Here is a 25951-nt window from a genome sequence, read left to right as displayed (position 1 = left end):
GGAAAGCATTTAGCTTTCCTCCCCTTTTTTTATTTCAAGAAAAGTATCGCAAGTATTCCGACGATAAAACAGTAGAAAGAAAAATATTTTAGGTTACCTTTGGCCATGATATTCATAAACCATCTTAATGAAAAATACGTGGCAATAATCGATGCCATGAATGCCAGTAAATAAGGAATAAACAGCGCACTAAACTGATCATCAGTAACTATTTCCTCAATGCTGAGCACCAGCGTACCAAGGCTTACCGGTATATAAAGCAGAAAAGAATAGCGCAAAGCGGTTTCTTTATGCATGCCAAGCAGCATCGCACCGACGATGGTAGCCCCAGAGCGGCTGATTCCCGGAATGAGCGCTACAGCCTGGGCAATCCCGACAATAAGCGCGTCTTTGAAGGTGATTTCCCCGTCATTTTTATATCCCTGGATATTACGAATGATCCACAAAGCAATCCCGGTGATGATCAAGGTAATTCCGACCATTTTGGAAAAGCTGAATGTATTCTCAATTTGCTCTTCAAATAATATGCCAATCACGCCGGCTGGAATTGTTCCAACAATCAAATATAAAATGAAATTGAAGTCTTCCCGCGTTTCTTCTTGTTTGTTGACTAAAAAGCTAACTCCATTTTGAATCAACCTCGAGATATCTTCCCGGTAAATAATCAAGACAGCGACCAAAGACCCGGCATTTACTAAGATTTCAAAGGACAGTCCGTGTATATCATCCAGTTGGAAAATATTTCTTAACAGGACAAGATGCCCACTTGATGATATCGGAATTGGTTCTGTGAAGCCTTGAAACAATCCTAAAAATAAATACTTGATAAGTAACCAGAAATTAGTGAGTGAATCCATGTTTCTCCTCCTGCAATCGCAAAGCTATGCTTTATCTTTTAATAAAATATATTAGCAGCATGTACAATGTCTGCACCCCTGTCACACACCTAGGTTCAAATGAATAGGCTGAAGTGTGAAGGAGGTAGTCAGATATGAATAGACCACACAGCCACCACCATATATATGAGCAGTGCAAAGCACATATGAATGCTTATGTACTAGCTGAATTAAATGATGGAACAAAGGTGGATGGCATCATTACAGACTTAGATGAAGATTTTGTTTATTTAGCAATCCCTATCCAGGCCGGTTCGCCGGAGCCAATGGGCCACTATCCTTATTACTCCGAGGACCGCCAATTTGGTTTTGGTTATCTTGGCTATGGCTTCCCAGGCTATGGATATCCTGGCTATGGGTACGGTTATCCCGGCCAAAGATTCAGGCGTTTGGTACTGCCATTGACAGCACTGGTCGCACTAAGTGCTCTGCCGTGGTATTAAGGTTTTTGACTAATAATAAACCCTTGCCATCTCCTTGTGGGCAAGGGTTTCCAATAATCATTATTTAGCAGGAGCTGGTTATTCTGTTTCTTCTTTAAGAGCTCCTTCTCCTAAGATGAATATTGCTACAGCAAAAATCACTGTCATTATAAGAACCTGGTTAATCGGCAATGACTCTCCACCCATGCTTGACAGCACATAAGAGATCAAAAAGCTAAGTAAGAACGACCAAATAATTGTCCATAGATAACGCAATTATTTCACCCCATTTATCTACACATTCTAATGATAGTTTATCAGAAGCTTGTAAAAAAATAAACAAGATTGTTGTTAAAATTTAGCGAGCTCACTTTTTGATGATTGACAGGTATTAAGGAGCCAGGGAAAAAAGGGGTGGTAAACATGTACATGGTATATCCTTGTTTTGACTGGATTGGCTTTCATATAGTTCAGAAACTACTGCACGAGGGGAATCAGGTGGTCGGAATAGGGGAAGCAAAAACAAAGAAACAAGAAAATTTTTTATCTTTTTTGGCAAGAAACAGTTCCTTTCATTTGTATAAAAATTTGGAGGAGTGTAAAAACTGCCTGGAAGATAATCGATTACAAGCTATCATCCAATTAGAAAGCCAGCGTACGCAACCCATTATGGAAAGCATACAAACAGATAAACACTTGGTATTAAGCCGGACCAGGAAGGATGCAGAGATGATGGAACAAGAAAGTTGTCTCCACATTAAACTTCCGCTTCTTTATGGAGAGTGGATGCCAAGAACAGATAATGGCCTCTGTGATCCGGACGGGGGCATCATTTGCTTTGATTCCGACCAGTTTGTCACTCAGGCAGTATATATTGAGGACTTTACCGAAGGGCTGCTTGAGTTATTAGAGTCTAATAGCCAAACGGGCATAATTAGAATAGAGCTTTCCGATACGGAAAAGAATGATCGCCAAAGCGGGGACGCTGTCTTCCCGGTGAAAGAAAGCCAAGACTTGCAAAAAAGGATCAAAACATTGGAAGAACACTATCGATTTCATCGGCATTTTTACTAATGTAATAAGAATGTAACAATGACAAGCGTTTACGGACAAGGGCTAAGACGGTAGAATAGTAATAGACACTATTGCCGAATGGGAGTGCACGTATTGAAGACGAAATCAGCAACTCTTTTAGTACTCATACTATCTTTTATCATTATTCTGCTGGCGGGATGCTCGTCTGTAGGTGGAGGAAATATTCAAAAGGTTGGCATGCTGGTTGAAAACTCCATCCATGATCAGACATGGGGAAATAAAGGTTATCAAGGATTACTGGAAATAAAAGATGAATACGATGTCGATGTCTTTTTTAAAGAGGGCATTAAAAACCAGCAGGATGTCAACCGCGCTGTCGAAGAATTCTCTAACAAAGGCGTCAACTTAATTTTTGGCCACAGCAGTACGTATGGAAAAATGTTTGATGATATAAATGAAGTATATCCGGATATTCACTTTGTTTATTTTAATGGCGGCTATACCGGTGAAAATTTGACAAGCTTAAACTTCAGTTCACATGCGATGGGTTTTTTCAGCGGCATGGTTGCAGGTGAAATGACTGAGTCGGATAATGTAGGCTTGATCGGGGCATTTGAATGGCAGCCGGAAATCGAGGGGTTTTATGAAGGGGTCAATTATCAAAATCCAGACGCGTATGTACATATGAACTTCGTCAATAATTGGAATGATAACGAGAGAGCATTGAAATTATTAACACAAATGGTTAACAAAGAAGTAGATGTTTTCTACCCTACAGGCGATCAGTTTAGTATCCCGGTCATAAACAAGATTAAGGAAAAAGGTCTTTATGCGATAGGTTATGTTTCCGACCAATCAATCCTAGGGGAAAACACAGTCTTGACAAGTACCATCCAGCATGTCGATAAAATTTATCTGCTTGCGGCCCGGAAATTTAATGAAGGTGAACTGGAAGGAAATGTGGAGACCTATGACTTTGAAGACGAAGTAATTACCTTGGGCAAGTTTAGTCCCGAAGTACCTAGGTCCTTCGTAGAAAAGATAAGAGAAGAAGTAGAAGAATATAAAGAAACCGGATTACTCCCTAATGAACGTTAATATACAAGGAATGCTTCCAATTGGAAACATTCCTTTCTTTATTTGTTTCGTGTGAAAAGAAGTGAATTAATTACGCCGTAACAGAGCGAGTATCCCGGATAAAGAATCAACTCTGGAGGAAAGAAGAGCGAAAACCCGCGGAAGAAGATCGACTTTGCAGCGAAGTAGAGCGAAAATCTCGGAAAGTGGATCAATACGGCCAAAGTAGAGCGAAAACCCGCGGAAGAAGATCGACTTTGCAGCGAAGTAGAGCGAAAATCCCGGAAAGTGGATCAATACGGCCACAGTAGAGCATAAAAGGGGGAGTGGATCATATATCAATCCATTTTTCCCCTCAATTCGCCTTCGCTTTTGGTGTCGTCCAGCTCCGGCTCCCATTGCCTATTGGACTTCCTGTCACTCCGTCCGATAAGTCAACATTGATTCGTTATACTCCTCGTGTTTCCTTTATCTCCTGCGTGCCAGTCCATTCCATACGGCAATTTCCGGTCGCCTTCGCTTTTGGTGTTACTTTTTGAATTTTTTTACCATGTTTGAGATTTCTTTTACGTAGGGGGATAGTTGTTGATAGGTTTGCATGACGGTTTGGGCTGTTCCGAATAAGTCAAAGTCTTCATTTTCTGCAGGTTTTTTTTTCGTTTTTTGCGGAACCGGCTGTGGTTGTCTGGCGCCGAACATCATTGCGTCAAACCGGTTGATTCTTTCTTGTTCGTTATTTTTTTGCTGTTGTGCCATTGAGGTTCACCTCCTGTAATTAGTTTATTGAAAGGTTCCCCAATAAGAGAAGGCTTTCGTCATGCTCTGAGGAGAATAGTCTGTTAAATACTTGAATAAAATATCAATATCAATTAAAATTAGTACCAAGTCTTAATAATTGATATTAAACTCTGTTTGATGAGGAGAGGTAATATATGAAAGCAGGTATTACAGGTACTGGACATTATGTCCCGGATAAGGTTCTTACCAACTTTGACCTGGAAAAAATAGTGGAAACCAATGATGAATGGATTAGAACGAGAACTGGTATTGAAGAAAGACGAATTGCAGAGGACGATATGGATACTTCGGATATGGCCTACAGAGCTGCTGTCAATGCTTTGGAAGAAGCCGAGATTACAGGAGAAGACCTTGATCTTATTCTTGTAGCAACAGTAACTCCTGATACGCCGTTCCCATCAGTATCTTGTATGTTGCAGGCAAGATTAGGGGCTTCCAAAGCGGCAGCGATGGATTTAAGTGCTGCTTGTTCCGGTTTCATGTATGGTATGATAACCGCGAAGCAGTTTGTTGATACAGGGGTCTATAAAAATATTCTTGTAATAGGTGTAGAAAAATTATCGAAAATCACCGACTGGTCTGACCGTAACACATGTGTACTATTTGGCGATGGCGCTGGTGCCGCTGTGATCGGACCGGTAAGCGATGACAGAGGTATTTTATCGTTTGAACTAGGTGCTGATGGATCAGGCGGGAAATATCTGTTCCAAGATGAAGATTATTTGAGCATGAATGGCAGAGAAGTGTTTAAATTTGCTGTACGCCAAATGCCTGAATCTTCGGTAAACGTGGTAGAAAAAGCTGGTTTTAAAAAAGAAGATGTCGATTACTTGATTCCCCATCAGGCAAATATCAGGATTATGGAAGCAGCCAGAGAAAAATTGGGTATTCCGGTAGAAAAGATGGCGACATCCGTTAAGAAATACGGTAATACTTCAGCTGCATCTATTCCAATTGCTTTGTCTGAGGGAGTTAAAAACGGTAAAATAAAAGAAGATGATTTGGTCGTTCTCGTAGGATTTGGAGGGGGACTTACTTGGGGTGCAGTTGCATTCAAATGGGGAAGATAAAATGCTAACTGGACAGGTTAGAGAAGGAGGAACATGAAATGGAGAAAAGACGCGTAGTTATTACTGGACTGGGAGCTGTCAGTCCTGTCGGAAATGATGTAAAAACAATGTGGGGAAACATCGTCGATGGCAACTCCGGGATAGATTATTTGACCAAAGTTAATAAAGACGATTTTCCGGCAAAAGTAGCCGGTGAAGTAAAAGACTGGGATCCAGTCAACTATATGGAGAAAAAAGAAGCAAAACGAATGGATTTATTTACCCAGTATGCTGTTGCTGCGGCAAAAATGGCAGTTGAAGATGCTGAACTGGAGATAACGGAAGAAATTGCACCGCGTGTCGGAGTCTGGATTGGTTCCGGAATCGGCGGTATGAAAACATATGAAGAGCAATTTGAAAAATTCCAGGAAAAAGGATATCGAAGGGTGAGCCCTTTCTTTGTACCAATGCTTATTCCTGATATGGCAGCTGGACAAGTATCTATCCAGCTAGGTGCGAAAGGTATTAACTCTTGTACTGTAACTGCATGTGCCTCAGGGACAAATTCCATTGGCGATGCATTCAAAGTCATTGAGCGCGGTGATGCAGACGTAATGATTACCGGCGGGGCAGAAGCACCATTGACTAAAATGGCATTTGCTGGTTTTTCTACTGCCAAAGCGTTGACTTTTAATGATGATCCGCATACTGCAAGTCGTCCATTTGATAAAAATAGAGATGGTTTTGTTATGGGAGAAGGCTCTGGAATTCTTGTCATCGAGACCTTGGAATCAGCCCAAAAACGCGGAGCAAAAATTTATGGGGAAATTGTCGGCTATGGTTCTGCAGGCGACGCTTATCACATTACTTCCCCTGCTCCTGAAGGCGAGGGTGCAGTAAGGTCGATGAACCAGGCGATTGACGATGCAGGCATTGAGCCATCGCAAATTGCTTATATTAATGCTCATGGTACTAGTACAGAGCTAAATGACCCGTTTGAAACAAAAGCTGTTAAGCAGGTATTTGGCAACCACGCTGAAAAACTGGCAGTGTCATCTACTAAATCGATGACAGGCCATCTACTTGGTGCGGCAGGTGCCATCGAAGCAATTATTTCTGTGAAATCTATTGAAGACAGTATCGTACCGCCAACCATTAACTTGGAGGAAGCTGATCCGGAATGTGATTTGGATTACGTTGCTAATAAGGCAAGAAAGCTTGAATATGAGTATGCGTTAAGCAATTCATTAGGCTTCGGCGGACACAACGCCACTTTAATTTTTAAAAAATATCAAGGATAATCTCAGCCCCCTATCGCGAGCGGATAGGGGGCTTTTTATGTCTGCCATCTTCCCCGCTATCTAAAGCTTTTTCCGCGAAATATGGACATGTTCCCAAATGGTTTTACATATTATATAAAAAGAATTGGACAGGCAGGGGGACGTGTGGTGGGGTATATTCTATTATTTTTAATAGGGTTTGGATTGGCCGTTTCGGGAGGAGTAACCATCATTTTATACTTGAATTTCATTCCAGGCGGTCTTTCTTGGCTTAATTACTTTTTGTTTATGAAGGGAAGGTTGGAATGTTATTTCTTCCCGATAGGGCTGCTTCTCCTGATTATCGCCATTCACAAATATCCCGAGTAATACCTGTTAATTATTAGGTTAGTTAGAATAAATATTCCTTTATTGGCCATAATGTATCGTAAAAGATTAACTGTGATCAGTATTGCTTTGCAATCATGGACAAAGCAACAAGATGATGGACGGCTTAATGAAAGAAGATGCCTTATCGCCATGGAATTGTCCAAAAAATCTCTAACGATCCAATTAATAAAGCGGGGGTTCGACATGCTGTATTTACATGATGTATGGGTGAATTGGTTTGAAGGTGAAGAAAACGGCTATAACGTGTGTGCATTTCATGAATGGAGAAAGGAAGACGGCATTGAATTGTTAGACCAGGTGCCAATTTTATTTATTGATGAAATGCTGTACTACTATATCGAAAATGATTTGCAGGATCTTCCCAAAAGTTTATTAGAAGCTATCCACAAAAAGGCATATTTAAGAAAGAACCAGGAACGTATTTCATTGGAATATTCCTGTGTAATAACGGACGGTCACTCGATTCTTGCGATTGATACGATGGGCTATCATTTGCCTGTAAGGAAAAGCCGTCTGATTCCTAGGCAGGAGCGATTGGTTTACGATCTAATTGAGGGTACTAATCGGTTGGAGTTCGCCTTTTCCCCCGAGCAAAAAGAAAAAGAGTACCATATCCTGTCACTTCCGCCGGATTCCATGTTGGGCTTGACGAGAAAAGAACGGCAGTTAAAGCAATTATTGATGATGGCCCTTGATCAGCTGGAAGGAACGAAGAATTTGCAAGAGGTAAGGTACTGGTTGACGGAATGGCACCCTGACCAGTATTCAAGGATTAGAGAGATGGATTTTGAGGAAGCATGGCAGTCATTATACGATGGCGTTTGCTCAGGCTGGAGTAAATCACATGAAGAGCTTTGTTCGAAACTCGTAAAGGGCCAGCCGTTTTTTGAAAAAATGTATGAATTAGAGCAAAATCAGGAACAGCAAAATACTTATAAGCGAATGTTATGAAGTATATAAGAGAGGCCGGAAAACCGAGGGCTTTGAAAAACTGAAGCTCTATGATAGGTAGAATTTTAAAAAAGCAGTTTGTGTGGAATTTAATTTCACACAAACTGCTTTTCGTCTAATTTCAAGAACGACCTCCACGGTCTTTCCAATCAGGAGATCTAAAAGGTTTTTGTTTTTAAGACGTTTTACGACGGAATGAGCTACTCGGTCAATGACGTCATCGTCTTTAGGGGCCACCATCTCGTAGAGCTCTCCGTACTGACTTACATTCATGAATAATTGACGGTCTAGCATCGAATCTCTCACTTTTATGTATTATTTTCATTGTACAAGAAAAAAGAGTGATTTTCTTTTATAAATCAAAGAAAATCACTCTTTTTAAATTGGCCTCTATCGATTCCGCGATGGGCGATCGGTGGTGACGCCTGCGGCAGCATCCACTGACAAGCAATTCGTGAATGACCTACAAACGTTGACAGCCCCTTTAGATTAAAAAGGACTTTTTCAGTGTCCTCGGGAATCCGGCCTCTTTTGTTATCGTTTCTTTTTGACTCTTCCCAATCCCATTGCTTTCTTTGCTTTAGCAAGCATTTTGGATGCAGCTCTTTCGGCTTTATCTGCTCCCAAATCAAGAATATCATCAAGTTCTTTTGAATCAATCAATTGATAATAACGCTCTTGGAGAGGTTTAAGTACATTGATGACTGCTTCAGCAGTATCCTGTTTAAAGTCCCCATAACCTTTGTTTTCATATTTCTTCTCCAATTCAGCAATTGATTCCCCGGTACAGCTGGCATAAATGGACAATAGGTTACTGACACCTGGCTTATTTTCTTTATCGAATTTAACAATGCCCTCTGAATCTGTAACCGCGCTTTTAATTTTCTTCTCGATTTTCTTTTCGTCATCCAGCATGAAAATAGAGGCTTTCTGATTGGAATCGGATTTACTCATTTTTTTAGTCGGTTCCTGAAGGGACATGATCCGGGCACCCGTTTTAGGAATGCTCACCTCTGGAATCGTAAATATATCGTTGAATTTATGGTTGAACCGCTGAGCCAAATTCCGGGTCAGCTCCAAATGCTGTTTTTGGTCTTCTCCAACAGGCACGATGTCCGTTTTATAAAGCAGGATATCAGCAGCCATCAACGGCGGATAGGTAAGTAAAGAAGAGGAGACGGTCTCTTTACCGGCAGCCTTGTCTTTAAATTGAGTCATGCGTTCCAACTCACCGATATAGCTAATTGATTGTAACATCCAGCCCAGCTGGGTATGGGCAGCTACTTCTGATTGGATAAACAGGGTCGATTTCTCTGGATCTATCCCTGATGCCAAATAAAGGGCGGCCAATGAACGGATGTTATCACGAAGCTTCAGTCTGTCCTGTGGAACAGTGATAGCATGTTCGTCTACAATACAAAAATAACAATCGTTTTCCTGCTGCAGGTCCACAAAATGTTTCATGGCACCTAAATAATTTCCGAGGGTTAGAGTACCACTCGGTTGAATTCCTGAAAATATTGTCTTCATTTCTTTCACCTCTTTGCAGCAAGCAAGTCTGATAAAGATAGGCTCAAGTGAATGGAATGGATTCTGAGCAAATAAAAAAAGCTCATTCCTTTCCCCTCGTAGAAGGGACGAATGAACCGCGGTGCCACCCTTGTTATCTCTTTGAAAGAGATCGCTTAATTGCTCATGGCTCCCAAGTAACGCCGGGAATACGGTGATTAACAACTGTACTGCTAAACACAGCTCTAAAGCCCAATTCCAATACTCCATGGTATCTGTTTCCACCAACCACAGATTCTCTGACATCCAGCGGGAGTTTGTACTTATCTTTATCATCGCTTGCTATACATTTATTTGTAATGGCATTATATATAAAAAGCCGGCCAATTGCAAGATAACCTGATCAGAGATAGAACAGCGCCAGAAAGAGGAGCATGACAGCCAGCAGGAAAGCTGCCTGGAACATGAACATACTGATTAGGGATTTACTTACTTTATCTGATGGCAGTGCTTTTTCTTCAGCTTCTGACAGATAGTCTCTTCTTTTGAAAACACGTTCATATGTTTTTTGGAAACCAACGGTAACTCCGTCAAAAAAACGCCCGCGCACTACCCATAAAAACAAGCCAACGAAAAAATAAATACCGCCGACATAGAAGAGCGCATTGATGAAATGTTCCAATTGCAATCCAGGCGTACTGGCCAAAAAGATAACGAGGCTGGCGGTCAAGTTAATGGCAAGCAGGATCCATTTGTTTTTTAAAAAGTTCATATATGCACCAACCTTACAATAGATATGAAGTATTATAGCATGACTGAATAGGTCGGTGAAATGTATTCTGCTGCCAAGTGAATATATGGATAAAATCAGAAAGTTCTTTCGCTAAACTGCCTTTCGACATGAAATACTTTCCTCTGATAAAAAGAAATCACTTACAATTAACTAGGAAAAAAGCACTATTTTGCGTAATCCGAATGTAATGTTTACGCGTTTTCATAAAATTTTTGTAAAAAAGATGATGCAAAATTGTATGAAAACTTGTATAATTCAAAATGTGGATAATTTATCTGCACAAATATTTAGAAAATTTAATCTAAGGGGAGGTCATTTACTTCATGAGAAAGGCAAATTGGCTATTGCTTGCGATGGCACTACTATTGAGTGTGTTCCTTGCAGCTTGTTCCGGCGGCTCTAGTTCCGAAGGAGATAACAGCGGTGATGACACAGAAACAACAGAAGGTACTGACACAGAAGGCGAAGGAGAAACTGAAGGCGGAGAAGCGAGTGGCGAGCAGGTACTTAACCTGTTAGATACTTCTCAAATCCCTACCATGGATTCCTCACACGCAACAGATGCAGTTGCTTTCCAATACTTAGGGGAAACAATGGAAGGTCTTTACCGTCTAGGTGAAAATGCGGAGCCTGTTCCTGGTATTGCGGAAGGCGAGCCAGAAGTAAGTGAAGACGGAATAACTTGGACCATTAAACTACGTGAAGATGCAGTTTGGTCGAATGGCGACCCTGTAACTGCCCACGATTTCGTGTTTGCTTGGAGACGAGCAATCAACCCTGATACTGGATCTGAATATGGCCCGTTCATGATGAACGATGTATTGAAAAACGCTACAGCAATCAACAACGGCGAAGCTGAAGTTGAAGAGCTTGGTGTAGAAGCAGTAAGCGACTATGAATTAAAAATTACGCTAGAGAAAGCTGTACCATATTTCCACAGCTTGCTCACATTCGGTACTTACCTGCCGCAAAATGAAAAGTTTGTAACAGAACAAGGCGACGACTATGCGCTAACTTCTGAAAACTTGATTTTTAACGGTCCGTTTGTGCTGGAAGACTGGGATCCAAAAGCAAATGAACAATGGACACTGAAAAAGAACGAAGACTACTGGGATGCTGAAACTGTCCAGTTGGAAGAAATCAATGTAAGTGTCGTAAAAGAAACGAGTACATCAGTTAACCTTTATGATACTGGCGAAGTTGACCGTGCTAGTTTAACAGCTGAATTCGTTGAGCAGTATGCAGGTACGGAAGATTACCGTACATTGCCTGAGCCGACTTTGTTCTACTTGAAGATGAACCAGGAGAACGAAGCTCTTGCAAACCAGGATATCCGTAAAGCAATTGCAATGGCAATCAACAAGCAAGACTTGGTTGACGTTATCCTTGCTAACGGTTCAATCCCGGCCAATGCAGCTGTACCAGTAGATTTCACTACCCATCCTGAAAGCGGGGAAGATTTCCGTGATTTAAATGGAGACTTGCTGACTACTGACAAAGAAGCTGCCAAGGAACATTGGCAAGCTGGTCTGGATGCACTTGGTGTAGACTCTGTTGAACTAGGATACCTTGGCGGTGACACAGAAACTGCTACAGAAATGGATGCTTATATCAAGAACCAATTGGAAGAAACACTTGAAGGCTTGACTGTTAACATTTCTTCTGTTCCTTTCGAAGAGCGTCTTGCAAGAGATGAAGCTTCTGATTATGACATCCAAAACTCTGGTTGGGGCCCTGACTACCTTGACCCTAGTACATGGTTGAATATGTGGACTTCTGACAGCCCATATATGACAATGAACTACCACAACGAAGAGTATGATGCTTTAATTAAAGAAGCAAACAACGAACTATTAACAGATTTGCCTGCGCGTTATAACAACTTCCTTGAAGCAGAAAAAGTGCTGATGGATGATGCGGCAATCGCTCCATTGTACCAGCGTTCTCGCGCATACTTGTGGAGACCATCTGTTAAAGGTGTTCTATTCCAGCCAATGGGGGCAGACTTCTCATATAAGTGGGCTTATATCGAAGAATAAACTTGATAATATGAGATTTATGTAATACCTCTTTGGTTTAGGGGAGAGGAGAGTGTACTGCCAGCTGCTTGCCGGCGTATACTCTCTTTTTCAGTTTGACCTGATTGTTAGAATTATTTGAAGATTAAAATAATCCCATTAGAATAGGAGGGATAGGGATGGCGAGATATATACTGCAGCGACTCGGCTATATGTTGATTACGATGTTTTTAATTGCTACTTTTTCATTTTTTCTCATGAAGCTTCTGCCAGGTTCACCGCTGAAAGCTGAAGAAAAGCTCTCAGAGGCCCAGTTGGAAATTCTTTATGAAAAGTATGACTTAAATGACCCTGTACCAATTCAATATATTAATTACTTAGGAAACCTAGTTCAAGGAGATTTAGGGGTATCCTTCCAGCTGAATAACCAGCCGGTAACAGATATACTGGCTAATCGCATTCCTGTTTCAGCTCACTTGGGAATCCAGGCAATGATATTAGGAACAATTATAGGTATGATACTCGGATTAGTGGCGGCCATCAAAAATAATTCGTGGATAGACTACACGGCGAATGTCGTATCGGTGATTGGTATATCGATTCCTTCATTTATATTTGCAGGCTTGCTCCAATATTACGTTGGGGTGCAACTGGGAATCTTACCTATTGCTTTCTGGGATAGTTTTAAACACACAATAATGCCGACGATTTCTCTGGCTATTTTCCCACTGGCAATTGCAGCCCGTTTCTTAAGGACAGAGATGATTGAAGTGTTGGGCTCGGACTATATTGTAACAGCACGGGCAAAAGGTGTAAGTAACTCTGGTATTATGTTCAAGCATGGCCTTAGGAATGCTCTAATCCCATTGGTAACTGTTATGGGTCCCATGGCGGTTAGCTTAATGACAGGTACATTAGTTATCGAACAAATATTTTCGATTCCGGGTATTGGTGAACAGTTTGTTACTTCGGTTACGACTGATGACTTCCCGATTATCATGGGTACTACGTTATTTTACGCCTTTTTCTTCATCTTGATAATTCTGATAATCGATATACTGTACGGTATCATTGATCCGCGTATTCGATTGGCTGGAGGTAAAGATTGATGGATAAAGAAAAGCTAAATAAAGATTTATTTGTACCCGCGAAAACAGATGAAAATGCCAGTGAACAAATCCAGCGCCCGAGCCTTACCTATTGGCAGGATGCCTGGAGACGTTTAAAGAAAAATAAAGGTGCGATTTTTGGAATGGTTGTTATCGCCCTAATTGCACTTATGGCGATAATTGGCCCGTATTTCAATGAGCATGGACTAGATGATCAGGACTTAGGCTTGTCCAAGCTGCCGCCGCGTGTGCAGGGTCTCGAATCAATCCAATGGCTCCGGCTGGACGGAACTAAATCGGAAACGTATGAAACAGCTGATGTGGAATCTGCCAAGGAACGAATCCGTCAACGGTTTACACAGAGAGATGATGAGTTTATCACTTATGACGTAAAACGCGAAGGAGATGGAAGTCCGGAATCTGCAAAGGTAACCGGCTACTATCACATTTATGAAGCAAAAGATCTCAGCGACACATACTACTGGTTTGGTACAGATACATTAGGCCGTGATTTATTTTCAAGAACATGGTATGGGACAAGGATTTCCTTGTATATTGCTTTCTTGGCCGCGGCGATTGATATGATTATCGGTGTTGCTTATGGCGGTATATCTGCCTATTACGGCGGCAGAGTCGATAATGTCATGCAGCGAATTATTGAAATACTTGTCGGAATTCCGAACTTAGTCGTGGTTATTTTAATGATCATGATTTTGGATCCAGGTATTATTTCGATAACCATTGCCCTTACGATAACCGGGTGGACAGGCATGGCACGTATTGTAAGGGGGCAAGTGCTAAAATTGAAAGGCCAGGAGTTTGTCTTGGCATCAAGGACACTCGGTTCCTCCAACACGAGAATTTTGTCTAAACATCTTATTCCAAATACGTTGGGTATGATCATCGTAAATACAATGTTCACCATTCCATCTGCAATATTCTTTGAAGCTTTCTTAAGCTTTATTGGACTGGGACTACAAGCACCAGAGGCGTCTTTGGGAACATTGATCAACGATGGCTTTAAAGCATTGCAGATCAACCCGCATGTAATGATCTTCCCTGCGATTGTAATATCTTTGATTATGATTGGCTTTAATATATTTGCAGACGGACTTCGCGATGCTCTAGATCCGAAGATGCGTGAATAGGAGGCAGGTGCTGATATGGAAAACATTTTAGAAGTAAAAGACTTACACATCTCCTTTGATACGTTCGGCGGCGAAGTAAAAGCTGTCCGCGGTGTTTCCTTTGATTTAAAAAAAGGAGAAACATTGGCTATAGTGGGAGAGTCGGGGTCAGGTAAATCAGTTACTACCAGAGCATTGGCACGCCTGATTCCTTCACCACCCGGACGTATTAAAGAAGGGGAAATACTGTTTGATGGAAAAGATTTGGCTAAATTAAAAGAAAATGACATGCAGAAAATCCGCGGGAAAGATATATCGACGATTTTTCAGGATCCGATGACTTCTCTTAACCCGACTATGAAAATAGGCAATCAAATTATGGAAGGACTCATCAAGCATCAAAAGATGAGCAAAAGCCAAGCGAAGAAGCGGGCGGTCGAATTATTGGAATTGGTTGGTTTACCAAACCCGACCGAAAGAATCGACCAGTATCCCCACCAATTTTCCGGCGGCCAGCGGCAGCGGGTAGTTATTGCGATTGCTTTGGCGTGTAATCCAAAAATATTGATTGCTGATGAACCAACAACGGCTTTAGATGTGACAATTCAGGCGCAAATCTTGGAATTGATGAAAGATATTCAAAAGAAAACAGACAGCTCTATTATTTTTATCACTCACGATTTAGGAGTGGTTGCTAATGTTGCTGACAGAGTAGCAGTTATGTATGCCGGCAAGATTGTAGAAATTGGTACAGTTGATGAGATTTTCTACAATCCGAAACACCCATATACTTGGGGGCTGTTAGGATCGATGCCGACATTGGACAACACCGGTGACGATTTAATTGCAATTCCCGGTTCTCCCCCAGACATGCTTAAGCCGCCAAAAGGCGATGCATTCGCTCCAAGGAATGAGTATGCATTGGAAATCGATAAGGAAATGGAGCCGCCGATGTTCAAAGTATCGGACACTCACTATGCGGCAACATGGCTATTACACGAATATGCGCCGGATGTTCAGCCGCCCGCACCCGTTTTGCGTCGGATGAAAGGCTTTTCCAATACGGGCGCCGACAGCAATTCGAAAGAAGGTGAACAGCGGTGAGTCAGGAAAAATTGTTAGAAGTAACTAACCTTAAACAGCACTTCAAAACAGGTAGGCACAGTGTAGTTAAAGCTATCGACGGCATCTCTTTTGATATCTACCAGGGAGAGACTTTTGGTTTGGTAGGAGAATCCGGCTGTGGAAAATCTACTACCGGCCGGACAATTATTCGTTTATATGATGCTACCGATGGCGATGTGAAGTTTAAAGGCGAGGATGTCCACGGAAAAAAATCGAACCGTGATTTGAAGAAATTCAACCAAAAGATGCAAATGATTTTCCAGGATCCATATGCTTCCTTGAACCCTCGCATGACAGTTCTAGACATTATTGCAGAAGGCCTGGATGTACATGGATTGGTAAAAGACGAAAAAGCACGGAAACAAAGAGTAGAAGAATTATTGGAAAGAGTAGGCTTGAACAAGGAACACGCAAACCGTTACCCGCATGAATTCAGTGGTGGGCAGCGCCAGCGGATTGGCATCGCTCGTGCGTTAGCAGTCGATCCTGAATTTATAATAGCCGATGAACCGATCTCTGCGTTGGACGTATCGATCCAGGCGCAAGTAGTCAACTTGTTAAAAAAATTGCAAAAAGAACACGGATTGACCTATCTATTTATCGCTCATGACCTTTCAATGGTAAAATATATCAGTGACCGTATCGGCGTTATGTATTTTGGCAAGCTTGTAGAATTGGCTGACAGTGATGAATTGTATAAAAATCCGCTTCATCCATATACAAAATCATTGTTATCCGCGATCCCGCTCCCAGACCCTGATTACGAGCGGAACCGCCAACGAATTGCTTACGATCCCAGCCAGCATGATACTAGCGAGGAGCCAGAATTTCGGGAAATCTCTCCTGGACACTGGGTCTCATGTACAACAAAAGAATTCGAAGCATATAAACAAGAATTAAATAAAAATTAAAAAAATAGTAATCGTTTGATATACATGAAGAACTTAAAGCCGCCATAAAACGTGGGCGGCTTTTTTCTTTAGTTAATGCTAGGAAGAAAATGGAAGATTCAATCGTTTATGCTTTTTAAATAAAGGGTACTACACCTATGCCTGCCTATAAGAAATGACAGAAACAGTAAAAAAACGACATCATTTAATGAAATTGGGTTACATTAGCTGTCGTTTATCTTTTATAATAGAGGTAAATACATAAAATAGGAGTTTGATAAAGGATGGGGAAACTACAGCTTAAGATGATTATAACTGCTACACTCCTTCTAGGAATAGCCGTGCCTGATTCGCCTGTAAAGGCTGCGGAAGACGGTAAAACGATGAAAACACACCATCGAAGCATGAAAACGTTAGAAACCTATGAGCTTCCTGACAGGATGTCTCGTTTCTCGTATAATTCTGGCCTGACCTTTGACTATCCTGATGCTGTAAGAGGTGTCTATGTCACAGGTAATTCAGCAGGAGGAGAACGGTTCGAACGGTTAATAAAACTGATAAACAATACCGAATTAAACTCGATGGTAATCGACGTCAAAGAAGATCATGGGAACGTCACTTTTAAAATGGATGAGGATTCCCCTTATGCCGATATTGGAAAAAACTTCATTAGTGACCCGAGGAAAATGCTAGAGAGACTCGAAAAGGAAGGAATCTATCCAATTGCCAGGATAGTGGTATTCAAAGACTCTGTATTGGCTGAAAAGCGTCCTGACTTATCTTTCACGAAAAATGGCGAAGTTTGGACAAATAGCAAAGGTGAAGCCTTCGTAAGCCCATACCAGGAAGAAGTCTGGGATTACAACATAGAATTAGCTAAGCTGGCAGCCGAAATGGGCTTTCAAGAGATTCAGTTTGATTATGTCCGCTTCCCGGAAGGATTTGAAAACAGGGATGATGAATTGGAATATGACCAGGGCATGTATAAGGACTTAGAGATGAACGAAATCAAGAAGCGGGTAAAGGCAGTAACTGACTTTGTGGCACATGCCAGAGAGGAATTGGCCTCCTATGACGTTGATGTATCGGTAGATATCTTTGGTTATGCAGCGACCATTGAAGAAACACCAGGTATCGGGCAGAACTTCTCGAAAATTGCTGATAATGTAGATGTCATTTCCTCGATGATTTATCCAAGCCACTGGACTTCTTATTTTGGCATAGATAAACCAGATAAAGAACCATATAAACTGGTCACAGAATATGCCAAAGTGGAAAATCAAGTTCTTGGCAAATTGGAAGATCCGCCTGTTTCCCGTCCGTGGATTCAGGATTTTGAGGCACCTTGGCTTTATAGTGGTGCTGCCAAGCAATATGGCAAAGCAGAAGTGGAAGCGCAAATTAAAGCTCTAAATGAGAATGGCATCGATGAATTTCTCATTTGGAATTCAGGAAACAGCTATACAGAAAATGTCGATTATACACCGCTTGACTAAAAAAAGCCCTTGCCGTTTTTTACCGGCAAGGGCTTTTTTTAATTCATTGGTTAACGAATAACTGTTTATTTTAAACAGATTAGGGCAAAAGAAATAATGAATCTTGTAAGAAGATTTAACAATTGGCGGATTATTCGTTATAATAAAGAGGACTACAAATACAAGGAGTAGATCAATGAACTGGTACGAAAAGCTAAATAAGTATTTTCCGGTAGAAGAGATGAAGTCTCAGGAGCATATGGAAATGCTGTTGAAGGAAAAAGGGGACGTCTATTACAAAGACGAAGGTCCGCATCATGTGCTTATGTACGCAGAGTTCAAGTCGTTTATTTTTATCGATTACGTGTATGTCTCTGCCGCTTCCAGAGGACAGGGGTTAGGGCACAAGCTAATCGACAAGTTAAAGGCAAAAAATAAGCCGATTATTTTGGAGGTCGAACCTGTAGATTACGAGGAAACAGATACAGAGAAAAGATTGCGTTTTTATCAGCGAGAAGGCTTTGTCCATGCGCAATCAATTGGCTATAATCGACGCAGCTTAGCTACCAATAAAGATAACCCAATGGAAATCCTTTATTGGACACCAAACGATGAAGATGAAGAAGCGATCTATAATCAAATGAAGAAGATGTATGAAGACATTCACACGTATAAAGATGAAGAGATTTACGGAAAATCCTACCAGCCGGTAGATGAGGTTTTGTCTTACGATAGTAAGCGCGAAGCAGATGACATTTTCGACGCCTTGAAGGAAACAGAAGGCGTTTAAGCATTAAGAAGGGCTGCCTGGAAACGGGCAGCCCTCCATTATTGATACATATTAGTCTGTTGGTCTGTGGCCAAACCAAGCATTCTTTGATTTTTTAATATTTTTCTTTGATTTTTGGAAAAAAGATGTTTAATGGTTTCAAACATGGGGTACTTTAAACATAACTTTAAAATCATTTTGTGTAATAAAAGAAGATGGCGAATTAGCTAATTAAATTCCCAAAAAATCTCCCCTAATCTTGACAAGTATAGTATACTATACATAGAAGAGTTATTTAAAGTAATTTTAATTTAATATCTTCTTCAAAATCATAAAATGACGATAAATAATCTGCGTTACGAGGAGTGAAGTTTCAATGGTAACACTTTATACCTCACCAAGTTGTACATCTTGCCGTAAAGCAAAAGCATGGTTAGAAGAGCATGATATACCTTTCAGTGAGAGAAACATTTTCTCAGAGTCTTTAACTCTGGATGAGATTAAAGAAATACTGAGAATGACAGAAGATGGTACTGATGAAATTATTTCCACGAGATCTAAAGTTTTTCAAAAACTAGATATGAATCTTGATCAACTTCCGTTAAAGGACCTCTTTAACCTTATTCAAGAGAATCCTGGTCTTCTTCGCCGCCCGATCATTCTTGACGAAAAAAGATTGCAGGTTGGTTATAACGAAGATGAAATCCGCAGATTCTTACCTAGAACTGTCCGTACATTCCAGTTACGGGAAGCTCAAAGAATGGTTAACTAATATAGCATACCAAGCGCAGGTCTTCTAAGATCTGTGCTTTTTTCTAACCTAAGAAGTGAATTCTGCAGTCTGTATGCCGAAGCGTCCTCCGCTCACGGCCCGGTACAGCTGGATAGCTCCTGCTTACGCCACTTCCTCTTGGTGTAATGTTTGCCAAGTATTACTATCCTTTCATAATCTTTTAGGGATGACTTTTTCCATTGAATAAGCTAAAATATATAGTTATAGTCGTAGTTGATTAACAATAAGTTGAGATAATGATAATGGCAAAGCTAACAGCCCTTTTCTTAATTTTTTTTTGTTTTTTAAGAAAAATATAGGCTTTTATATTTTCAAAATAAATATTTTTATCATAAAATAAAATTAAGTAGTCATTGTTGATTTTTACGGTTGATGGAAACTTGTTTCGGGTATTGATTTATAAGTCTACAAATAGGTGAAGTTATTCTCTTCCACCTAATAATAAGTAGAAGGGAGAGAGAATAAATGGAAATAGAACGTATAAATGAAAATACAGTCAAATTTTATATTTCTTATATTGATATTGAAGATAGAGGCTTTGACCGTGAGGAAATCTGGTATAATCGCGAGCGCAGCGAACAGCTTTTCTGGCAGGTGATGGACGAAGTCAACTATAAAGAAGATGACTTTAATGTGGAAGGTCCTTTATGGATTCAAGTACAGGCACTCGATAAAGGCTTGGAAATCGTCGTAACCAAGGCGCAGCTGTCTAAGGATGGCCAAAATCTGGAATTGCCTACCGAAAATGGCAAGACCATCGATATGCCGGTTGACGAAAAGATTGAATCGATGCTGGACGAGAAGTTCGGTGCTTCCCATGAAGCTGATCATGAAGACAATGATAACACTTTGGAAGAAGAGGGGAACTTATCTTTTGTGGTTAGTTTTAAAGATTTTGAGGACGTCATTCAACTAAGTCATTACTTCCCGGAAACGGAAGGACTTACAGATAGTCTATATCACTTTGAGGATCAGTATCTGCTTTATTTGGAGTTTGAAGAAGGAAGCATGAACGATGATGAGCAGGAAAACATTTTAAGCCAGCTGCTTGAATTCGGGCATGAATCTAATATTACGATCCACCGCCTGCAAGAATACGGAAAAACAATTTTTGCTGAAAATGCACTCGTACAAATCAAACAATACTTCCCAGTTAAGTAAATTGGAGCATTCGACAAGTTCGGGTGCTTCTTTTTTATGTTTTTATTCTCCGCTTTTTTCTCCGGCGAATCAAGCTGTAAGGAAAGTTGTCGCTGTTTCCTGTCTTCTGGTTATTCCGATTTAAGCTGACGATGTTTAGAAAAAAAAGCAGGATTAATGAACCCCTATCGAGAAATTTTCTTACGGGAGGTGAATGTATGAATGCTTCAAGCAAATGATCAACATGGCAACTCTGTTGTTCTAGCGTTAAAGAGCAAGGCTGATATCCGAAAAATGCGAAGCGAATGTTCATTTTTTTGTCCCGTTTGCAATGAAACTTTAACCGTAAAGGCGGGAAGTCAGGTAGTACCGCACTTTTCCCACAAATCCGGCAGCAAATGCGTCCACACCGGTAAGGGAGAAGGTGCCTACCATGAAAAAGGAAAATTAGACATCTTCCAGTGGCTGGCAGGACAAGAAATTCATATCGAATTAGAGGCGTATCTTCCGGAGATTAAACGAAGGCCTGATATATTGGCCAAAATCGGCAGCAAAACGATTGCAGTTGAATACCAGTGTGCAGCGATGCCGGCCGATGAGTTTTACCGCAGGAATGCAGCCTATCAGGAACTGAGCATTATTCCTTTTTGGATACTAGGCGGCAACCGTTTAAATAGAGCTGGTCGCAATAAAGTGAAAATAACCGCCAATGAAAAATTTTTCATCCACAAGTTTACCCCCGACTTTCCTTTGACGATGTTTTTCTACTGTCCAAACACTCAACAATTTTCCCTCTTTAAAGATATTCAGTTAACAGGCAAAAGAAGCGCTTATGGGCATTTGAATTATTTCTCATTAAACAACAGCAGCTTGTCAGACTTATTAAAAGTAAAAAAGTCCGCCAGCTTCAACCTTTATCAGTTTTGGAAAAAGGAAAAATACCAATTTCGAACAAAAATTTTATCCCGGCGGGCAAGTGCATCCGAGAAGGCATGGCAGGATTGGCTGTATGAAAAGCGGACACATCATAGTCTGCTGCCGGGGTTTATCCATTTACCTGTCCCAGGGCAATATAGGATGAAAACCCCGCCATGGATATGGCAGAGCAAACTTTGTCTGGAGCTTTTGGCGCCTATTGATGAACAGCAACCCATTAGTCTTCAAAGGTGTTATCATCTACTGGAGCAAGACTTCCTTCCCCCTTCCTTGTTTCCGCTCATCCTCGTTAAATCTGACCCGGTGCGTGAATATTTGCATCTGCTCGCATCCCTGCACATCGTCAAATTTATCTCTAATCAGGAAATCATCAAGCTTAGGCCGATTAGCTTTCCAAAAAATGTGGAATTAGCATTAAGGGCAGATAACCAAATCATCAAAATTCTGCAAACTCGTTATCCGATTGCGAGCATCTCTTCGCATGAATAAGAAAGGATAACGATATAATAACAAAGAGATTACTTTGTGAGAGGAAAGGAAGGATTTTACAAAGGAAATCGAGAATGTGAAAATGGAAAGAAGTTATTATGAAGGAGGAATATGTTTGGCACAAACCGACAAGCAATTAAAAAGCCGGGAAGAAGTACCTTTAGACAAAACGTGGAGACTGGAAGATATCTTTGTCATAGATGAAGAATGGGAAAAGGAATTTGAAGCTGTAAAAAAACAGCTGCCGGCTTTTAAGGAGTTCCAAGGAAAGATCAATGAATCCGCAGACAACTTATATAAAGTCCTTAAATTTCAGGATGAGATTTCGGAACGGATTGGCAAGCTCTATACATATGCTCGTATGAGATATGATCAGGACACGACTAATTCGTTATACCAGGCAATTAATGCTAAAGCGGATAACATTCTTACACAGGCGTCCAGCGCGATGAGTTTTATCGTACCGGAAATTCTCTCTTTAGATGAGGACCGGCTGAAGTCTTTTATCGAAGAAAATCAAGAATTAAAACAGTATGAGCATACATTAAATGAAATTAACAGACAGCGGCCGCATGTATTGTCAGAGAAGGAAGAAGAGCTGCTTGCAGAGGTCTCGGAAGTCACTGACAACCCGTCCCAGACTTTTGGTATGCTGAACAATGCTGATTTGACTTTTCCGGCAGTTAAAGATGAGGAAGGCAATGAGGTGGATCTAACACATGGCCGCTATATTAACTTTCTGGAGTCTGATGATCCTCGAGTAAGAAGAGAAGCCTTCCAGGCAATGTACGATACATTCGGCAGCTTTAAAAATACGTTTGCTTCTACTTTGTCAGGTGCAGTGAAAAAGAACAATTTTTATGCGAAGGTGCGCAATTACAATTCCGCCCGCCAGGCAGCACTGGATAATAATAATATACCAGAAGAAGTTTATGATAACCTGGTAAGCGCAGTAAATGAACGCCTGCCATTGCTGCATCGTTATGTAGAATTGCGCAAGCGCGTGCTGCAGCTGGATGAACTGCACATGTATGACTTATATACGCCATTAGTTAAAGACGTGGACATGAAAATCCCTTACGAGCAAGCTCAAGAGCATGTTCTGAAGGGGTTGGCGCCGTTGGGAGACGAGTATGTCAACATCATTAAAGAAGGCTATAAGGACCGCTGGATCGATGTTGAAGAAAATAAAGGAAAAAGAAGCGGGGCGTATTCATCTGGGTCGTATGGCACTAATCCATATATCCTGTTAAACTGGCAAAACAACTTGAACAATTTGTTTACACTCGCCCATGAGTTAGGGCACTCCATGCACAGCTATTATTCAAGAAAACACCAGCCGTTCCGGTATGGAAACTATTCCATCTTTGTCGCTGAAGTAGCTTCCACCTGTAACGAAGCACTCCTGAATGAATATTTGGTGGAAAACACAGAAGATGAGAAGAAAAAATTGTTTCTTTTAAACCATTTCTTAGAGGGCTTTAGAGGAACCGTCTTCAGACAGACTATGTTTGCGGAGTTTGAGCATGACATTCATGTGCAAATGCAAAAAGGAGAGGCATTGACAGCTGATAAACTGACGCAAATGTATTACGACTTAAATAAAAAGTACTTCGGCGATGAACTGGTGATTGATGATGAAATAGGGCTGGAATGGGCCAGAATCCCGCATTTCTACTACAATTACTATGTGTACCAATATGCTACAGGCTATTCAGCGGCAACCTCTCTGGCTTCGCAAATATTAAAAGAAAAACAGCCGGCTGTAGATCGTTATTTAGAATTCCTGAAGTCCGGCAGCAGTGATTATCCAATTGAGGTTCTAAAGAAAGCAGGAGTAGACATGACATCAAAGAAACCAATCCTGGATGCTTTGCGGGTGTTTGAAGATAAGCTCTCTGAGATGGAGACATTGCTGGACAGAGTTGAGTAGCAGCCAACGTTGGCAGTAACTAGATAAACAACCAAAAAAGAAGGCGGCCGGTATAAAAACGGGCGCCTTCTTTTATAATCTGCGGCTTATCTTAGAAAAACCTCTAAATGTATTTTTGTAAGCAAACGAGAAAATCGTTAAGTAAATAGAAATAAACAAAATCGGCATGGTGAAATACAACGGGACTAGCCGCAATATCCCGAATAAATTGAATAAAAAGGCAATAGCCGTGAGCAATAAAAACAGATAGGGGAAAAGTCTTGGCACTAGCATCACCTCGCTCATTTTTTTTAAAAATTGTATGCTCAGAGAAGCTTGGTTAGAAGTATGACATTTTTGTGAATGTGTGAGCAAAACAATTGCACCGAACAAGGAAACTTGGTATATTTTATTTGTGAGATAATTAACAAACAATACCCCTTTGTTTGACTTAACTTTCTCCCATCCCCCTTTGTCTATATATAGTTAGACAGCAGGAAGGATATACCTAAGGTATATCCTTCCTTTTTCAAATAATCTGCAAGAGTAAGCAGGGAGCAATAAAAAAACCCCTTGCTTATCATACAAGGGATAACCTTAACCTTTTACATGACGGTAAAAGGTACCATATTTAACTGGTACTTTTTCTACCATTTGTTTAAGCTGGAGTTTTTTCATTTCTTTTTCTGTTTTTTCCTTCGACCAATCATATACAACAGAAATCTCCTTGTTGCCGACAAACCCGTAGTAGGCAATGAAATCTTCAAGATCCGGTGTTTTGGCGGGTGGCGGATCCATTTGCAGCATTTGCTTTAATACTTTTACATAGATTTCATAAGGATAAACACCAGATACCTTTAAGCCGCCTTCTTCCTCGGATTCATTAAAGAAAACCATTGTCGGGATATATTCGACTTCCATTTCCTGCGTTAATTTTAAATCACACTGCAACGCTTTTTTGGCGGAATTGGAATATAAATCCTGGGTAAACTCATTAATGTCCAGATTAACTTCCTTCGCACACTCCATAAGTGTAGCTTCGTCGGAAATGTCCCGTTTACTTAAAAACAAGTTTTCCTGGACTTTCCGTAAAAAGTTTCTGCCAGCTTTTTTGCCTTGCAGTTCAGCTGCTTTTATCGCAATCGAAGCAAGCCAAGGCAAGTTGACCGGGTTTTCAAGCCACAAATCGCCGTCACAGCTCATGCCAGTGCGGCTTGCTGTTTTCTCCCAAATTTCCTTTAGTTTTTTCGGTTTATCAAATTTATCTTTGTTTAGAACAGTCAATTGTCCGCTTAAAATCGGCCGAATGGTAAAAAACCTGCCGTATTCTATCGATAACTTTTTAAGACTGGGTTCTAAAGACCAACACTCTGGACATAAAGGATCAACGAAGACATAAATTTCAACCGGTTTTTTTAATAGATCAAAAAAGCCATACTGTGCCGAGTTTTTTTGTTCTTGGGTGTTTGATGGCCCAGTCGGTTTCCAATTCACAACGATTCTCCTTTCTCATCCTCTGGTGTGTTCATCATATGCTCTGCTGTCATTGTTAATCGTTCAAATATGGCACTCCGGTAAGGCTCATCTACTTCTGCTTCATCTAATGCTTGATTCATGCACTCAAGCCAGGCATTTTTTCTGGAAGGAGTTATCGGAAAAGGGAGATGCCTTCTCCTTAACATCGGATGTCCGTGCTCTTCACTATATAACGCAGGACCGCCAAATAGCTGGGTGAGAAACTGCTCCTGTTTTCTGGCGGTCTCTGTTAAGTCATCTGGAAAAATCGGTATTAGTTCTGGATGTTTGGCTACTCTTTTATAAAATGCCTGGACAAGCCGTTCGATTTTAACACGGCCGCCGATGGCTTCGTACAGAGTTCCTGAAGAATTCATATTCAAGTTCCTCTCTAACTTTACAGAAAGTATCTTTTATAAGCTGATTAACAAGGATTTGGCTGCCATCCCTTGT

The 25951-nt window shown here is 40.9% G+C and carries 26 protein-coding genes and 1 other annotated feature; of the genes, 19 read left to right on the top strand and 7 right to left on the bottom strand.

The genetic code is table 11. The features are described from left to right. Window positions 1–29: 29 nt before the first annotated feature. Window positions 30–857, bottom strand: coding sequence for an undecaprenyl-diphosphate phosphatase (locus BLR93_RS05705; RefSeq protein ID WP_093212030.1), 828 nt, complete (start codon window positions 855–857; stop codon window positions 30–32). 134 nt (window positions 858–991) lie between these two features. On the opposite strand from BLR93_RS05705, the gene BLR93_RS05700 reads away from it, so the two are divergent. After that, the gene (locus BLR93_RS05700; RefSeq protein WP_175559253.1) at window positions 992–1339 is read left to right on the top strand and encodes a hypothetical protein; all 348 of its coding nucleotides are present in this window, start codon (window positions 992–994) and stop codon (window positions 1337–1339) included. A 78-nt stretch (window positions 1340–1417) separates the two neighbouring features. Here BLR93_RS05700 and BLR93_RS05695 read toward each other — a convergent pair whose 3' ends face one another. After that, entirely contained in the window at window positions 1418–1594 is a 177-nt protein-coding gene (locus BLR93_RS05695) for a YjzD family protein (RefSeq protein WP_093212028.1), read from the bottom strand. A gap of 147 nt (window positions 1595–1741) precedes the next feature. Between BLR93_RS05695 and BLR93_RS05690 the strand changes: the two genes are divergently transcribed. The 3 genes from BLR93_RS05690 to BLR93_RS17725 all read left to right on the top strand — a co-directional run bounded on the left by BLR93_RS05690 (window position 1742) and on the right by BLR93_RS17725 (window position 3969). Next, a complete protein-coding gene (locus tag BLR93_RS05690) occupies window positions 1742–2392 on the top strand; it encodes a Rossmann-fold NAD(P)-binding domain-containing protein (protein WP_093212026.1) in 651 nt (216 codons plus the stop codon). An 84-nt stretch (window positions 2393–2476) separates the two neighbouring features. Continuing rightward, entirely contained in the window at window positions 2477–3451 is a 975-nt protein-coding gene (locus BLR93_RS05685) for a BMP family ABC transporter substrate-binding protein (protein ID WP_342720290.1), read from the top strand. Window positions 3452–3756: 305 nt separating this feature from the next. Then, on the top strand, window positions 3757–3969 hold the full coding sequence (locus tag BLR93_RS17725) for a hypothetical protein (protein WP_139184393.1): 213 nt from the start codon (window positions 3757–3759) through the stop codon (window positions 3967–3969). Here the strand turns inward: BLR93_RS17725 and BLR93_RS05680 are convergent. Beyond that, window positions 3959–4186: a hypothetical protein gene (locus tag BLR93_RS05680; protein ID WP_093212022.1), complete on the bottom strand. Its 228-nt coding sequence runs from the start codon at window positions 4184–4186 to the stop codon at window positions 3959–3961. The two genes, BLR93_RS17725 and BLR93_RS05680, sit on opposite strands and share 11 nt — an antisense overlap. Window positions 4187–4362: 176 nt before the next feature. Here BLR93_RS05680 and BLR93_RS05675 point away from each other — a divergent pair, with 176 nt between their 5' ends. The 4 genes from BLR93_RS05675 (at window position 4363) to BLR93_RS05660 (ending at window position 7898) form a co-directional block, all read left to right on the top strand. Further along, on the top strand, window positions 4363–5298 hold the full coding sequence (locus BLR93_RS05675; RefSeq protein ID WP_093212020.1) for a beta-ketoacyl-ACP synthase III: 936 nt from the start codon (window positions 4363–4365) through the stop codon (window positions 5296–5298). Window positions 5299–5336: 38 nt separating this feature from the next. Continuing rightward, the gene (fabF, locus tag BLR93_RS05670; RefSeq protein ID WP_093212018.1) at window positions 5337–6578 is read left to right on the top strand and encodes a beta-ketoacyl-ACP synthase II; all 1242 of its coding nucleotides are present in this window, start codon (window positions 5337–5339) and stop codon (window positions 6576–6578) included. Between the two features lie 147 nt (window positions 6579–6725). Beyond that, the gene (locus tag BLR93_RS05665; RefSeq protein WP_093212016.1) at window positions 6726–6926 is read left to right on the top strand and encodes a YuzI family membrane protein; all 201 of its coding nucleotides are present in this window, start codon (window positions 6726–6728) and stop codon (window positions 6924–6926) included. Between the two features lie 204 nt (window positions 6927–7130). Beyond that, entirely contained in the window at window positions 7131–7898 is a 768-nt protein-coding gene (locus BLR93_RS05660) for a YjbA family protein (protein WP_093212014.1), read from the top strand. Window positions 7899–8432: 534 nt separating this feature from the next. Here the strand turns inward: BLR93_RS05660 and trpS are convergent. Together trpS and BLR93_RS05645 are read right to left on the bottom strand one after the other, a co-directional pair. Then, window positions 8433–9428: a tryptophan--tRNA ligase gene (gene trpS / locus BLR93_RS05650; RefSeq protein WP_093212398.1), complete on the bottom strand. Its 996-nt coding sequence runs from the start codon at window positions 9426–9428 to the stop codon at window positions 8433–8435. Window positions 9429–9528: 100 nt separating this feature from the next. Next, window positions 9529–9752 (bottom strand) — a binding site (T-box leader). Window positions 9753–9810: 58 nt separating this feature from the next. Next, window positions 9811–10179, bottom strand: a complete 369-nt coding sequence (locus BLR93_RS05645) for a DUF3899 domain-containing protein (RefSeq protein ID WP_093212010.1) — start codon at window positions 10177–10179, stop codon at window positions 9811–9813. A gap of 344 nt (window positions 10180–10523) precedes the next feature. Here BLR93_RS05645 and BLR93_RS05640 point away from each other — a divergent pair, with 344 nt between their 5' ends. The 11 genes from BLR93_RS05640 (at window position 10524) to pepF (ending at window position 24004) form a co-directional block, all read left to right on the top strand. Next, window positions 10524–12239, top strand: coding sequence for a peptide ABC transporter substrate-binding protein (locus tag BLR93_RS05640; RefSeq protein WP_093212008.1), 1716 nt, complete (start codon window positions 10524–10526; stop codon window positions 12237–12239). Between the two features lie 158 nt (window positions 12240–12397). Further along, window positions 12398–13327, top strand: a complete 930-nt coding sequence (gene opp3b, locus BLR93_RS05635) for an oligopeptide ABC transporter permease (protein ID WP_093212006.1) — start codon at window positions 12398–12400, stop codon at window positions 13325–13327. Then, on the top strand, window positions 13327–14475 hold the full coding sequence (opp3C, locus tag BLR93_RS05630) for an oligopeptide ABC transporter permease (RefSeq protein WP_093212004.1): 1149 nt from the start codon (window positions 13327–13329) through the stop codon (window positions 14473–14475). The genes opp3b and opp3C overlap by 1 nt, the downstream gene beginning before the upstream one ends. Window positions 14476–14490: 15 nt before the next feature. Continuing rightward, entirely contained in the window at window positions 14491–15558 is a 1068-nt protein-coding gene (locus BLR93_RS05625) for an ABC transporter ATP-binding protein (RefSeq protein WP_093212002.1), read from the top strand. Beyond that, the gene (locus tag BLR93_RS05620) at window positions 15555–16490 is read left to right on the top strand and encodes an ABC transporter ATP-binding protein (RefSeq protein WP_093212000.1); all 936 of its coding nucleotides are present in this window, start codon (window positions 15555–15557) and stop codon (window positions 16488–16490) included. Before BLR93_RS05625 ends, BLR93_RS05620 begins: the two co-directional genes overlap by 4 nt. A 263-nt stretch (window positions 16491–16753) precedes the next feature. Continuing rightward, entirely contained in the window at window positions 16754–17965 is a 1212-nt protein-coding gene (locus BLR93_RS05615; protein WP_093211998.1) for a putative glycoside hydrolase, read from the top strand. Between the two features lie 175 nt (window positions 17966–18140). Beyond that, complete coding sequence (locus BLR93_RS05610) at window positions 18141–18734, top strand: GNAT family N-acetyltransferase (protein ID WP_093211996.1); 594 nt, start codon at window positions 18141–18143, stop codon at window positions 18732–18734. 355 nt (window positions 18735–19089) lie between these two features. Then, window positions 19090–19485, top strand: coding sequence for a transcriptional regulator SpxA (gene spxA, locus BLR93_RS05605; protein ID WP_093211994.1), 396 nt, complete (start codon window positions 19090–19092; stop codon window positions 19483–19485). A 486-nt stretch (window positions 19486–19971) separates the two neighbouring features. Beyond that, entirely contained in the window at window positions 19972–20667 is a 696-nt protein-coding gene (gene mecA / locus BLR93_RS05600) for an adaptor protein MecA (protein ID WP_093211992.1), read from the top strand. Between the two features lie 201 nt (window positions 20668–20868). After that, on the top strand, window positions 20869–22071 hold the full coding sequence (locus tag BLR93_RS05595; protein ID WP_093211990.1) for a competence protein CoiA: 1203 nt from the start codon (window positions 20869–20871) through the stop codon (window positions 22069–22071). A 115-nt stretch (window positions 22072–22186) separates the two neighbouring features. Continuing rightward, the gene (gene pepF, locus BLR93_RS05590; protein ID WP_093211988.1) at window positions 22187–24004 is read left to right on the top strand and encodes an oligoendopeptidase F; all 1818 of its coding nucleotides are present in this window, start codon (window positions 22187–22189) and stop codon (window positions 24002–24004) included. A gap of 576 nt (window positions 24005–24580) precedes the next feature. Here the strand turns inward: pepF and BLR93_RS05580 are convergent. Both BLR93_RS05580 and BLR93_RS05575 read right to left on the bottom strand, forming a co-directional pair. Further along, the gene (locus BLR93_RS05580; RefSeq protein ID WP_093211986.1) at window positions 24581–25477 is read right to left on the bottom strand and encodes a ClpXP adapter SpxH family protein; all 897 of its coding nucleotides are present in this window, start codon (window positions 25475–25477) and stop codon (window positions 24581–24583) included. After that, the gene (locus BLR93_RS05575; protein WP_093211984.1) at window positions 25474–25875 is read right to left on the bottom strand and encodes a globin domain-containing protein; all 402 of its coding nucleotides are present in this window, start codon (window positions 25873–25875) and stop codon (window positions 25474–25476) included. Before BLR93_RS05575 ends, BLR93_RS05580 begins: the two co-directional genes overlap by 4 nt. Window positions 25876–25951: the final 76 nt, after the last annotated feature.

Origin of the sequence: Sediminibacillus albus (assembly GCF_900101125.1) — a bacterium.
GTDB classification, from domain to species: domain Bacteria; phylum Bacillota; class Bacilli; order Bacillales; family Amphibacillaceae; genus Sediminibacillus; species Sediminibacillus albus.
The sequence above is the reverse complement of the archived record's forward strand: the minus strand, read 5'-3'. Positions and strand labels throughout refer to the sequence as shown.

Coding starts and splice junctions, on each gene's coding strand:
- BLR93_RS05705 (WP_093212030.1), bottom strand. CDS start 857: ATGGATTCACTCACTAATTTCTGGTTACTTATCAAGTATTTATTTTTA.
- BLR93_RS05700 (WP_175559253.1), top strand. CDS start 992: ATGAATAGACCACACAGCCACCACCATATATATGAGCAGTGCAAAGCA.
- BLR93_RS05690 (WP_093212026.1), top strand. CDS start 1,742: ATGTACATGGTATATCCTTGTTTTGACTGGATTGGCTTTCATATAGTT.
- BLR93_RS05680 (WP_093212022.1), bottom strand. CDS start 4,186: ATGGCACAACAGCAAAAAAATAACGAACAAGAAAGAATCAACCGGTTT.
- BLR93_RS05675 (WP_093212020.1), top strand. CDS start 4,363: ATGAAAGCAGGTATTACAGGTACTGGACATTATGTCCCGGATAAGGTT.
- fabF (WP_093212018.1), top strand. CDS start 5,337: ATGGAGAAAAGACGCGTAGTTATTACTGGACTGGGAGCTGTCAGTCCT.
- BLR93_RS05660 (WP_093212014.1), top strand. CDS start 7,131: ATGCTGTATTTACATGATGTATGGGTGAATTGGTTTGAAGGTGAAGAA.
- trpS (WP_093212398.1), bottom strand. CDS start 9,428: ATGAAGACAATATTTTCAGGAATTCAACCGAGTGGTACTCTAACCCTC.
- BLR93_RS05645 (WP_093212010.1), bottom strand. CDS start 10,179: ATGAACTTTTTAAAAAACAAATGGATCCTGCTTGCCATTAACTTGACC.
- BLR93_RS05640 (WP_093212008.1), top strand. CDS start 10,524: ATGAGAAAGGCAAATTGGCTATTGCTTGCGATGGCACTACTATTGAGT.
- opp3b (WP_093212006.1), top strand. CDS start 12,398: ATGGCGAGATATATACTGCAGCGACTCGGCTATATGTTGATTACGATG.
- opp3C (WP_093212004.1), top strand. CDS start 13,327: ATGGATAAAGAAAAGCTAAATAAAGATTTATTTGTACCCGCGAAAACA.
- BLR93_RS05625 (WP_093212002.1), top strand. CDS start 14,491: ATGGAAAACATTTTAGAAGTAAAAGACTTACACATCTCCTTTGATACG.
- BLR93_RS05615 (WP_093211998.1), top strand. CDS start 16,754: ATGGGGAAACTACAGCTTAAGATGATTATAACTGCTACACTCCTTCTA.
- BLR93_RS05610 (WP_093211996.1), top strand. CDS start 18,141: ATGAACTGGTACGAAAAGCTAAATAAGTATTTTCCGGTAGAAGAGATG.
- spxA (WP_093211994.1), top strand. CDS start 19,090: ATGGTAACACTTTATACCTCACCAAGTTGTACATCTTGCCGTAAAGCA.
- mecA (WP_093211992.1), top strand. CDS start 19,972: ATGGAAATAGAACGTATAAATGAAAATACAGTCAAATTTTATATTTCT.
- BLR93_RS05595 (WP_093211990.1), top strand. CDS start 20,869: ATGCTTCAAGCAAATGATCAACATGGCAACTCTGTTGTTCTAGCGTTA.
- BLR93_RS05575 (WP_093211984.1), bottom strand. CDS start 25,875: ATGAATTCTTCAGGAACTCTGTACGAAGCCATCGGCGGCCGTGTTAAA.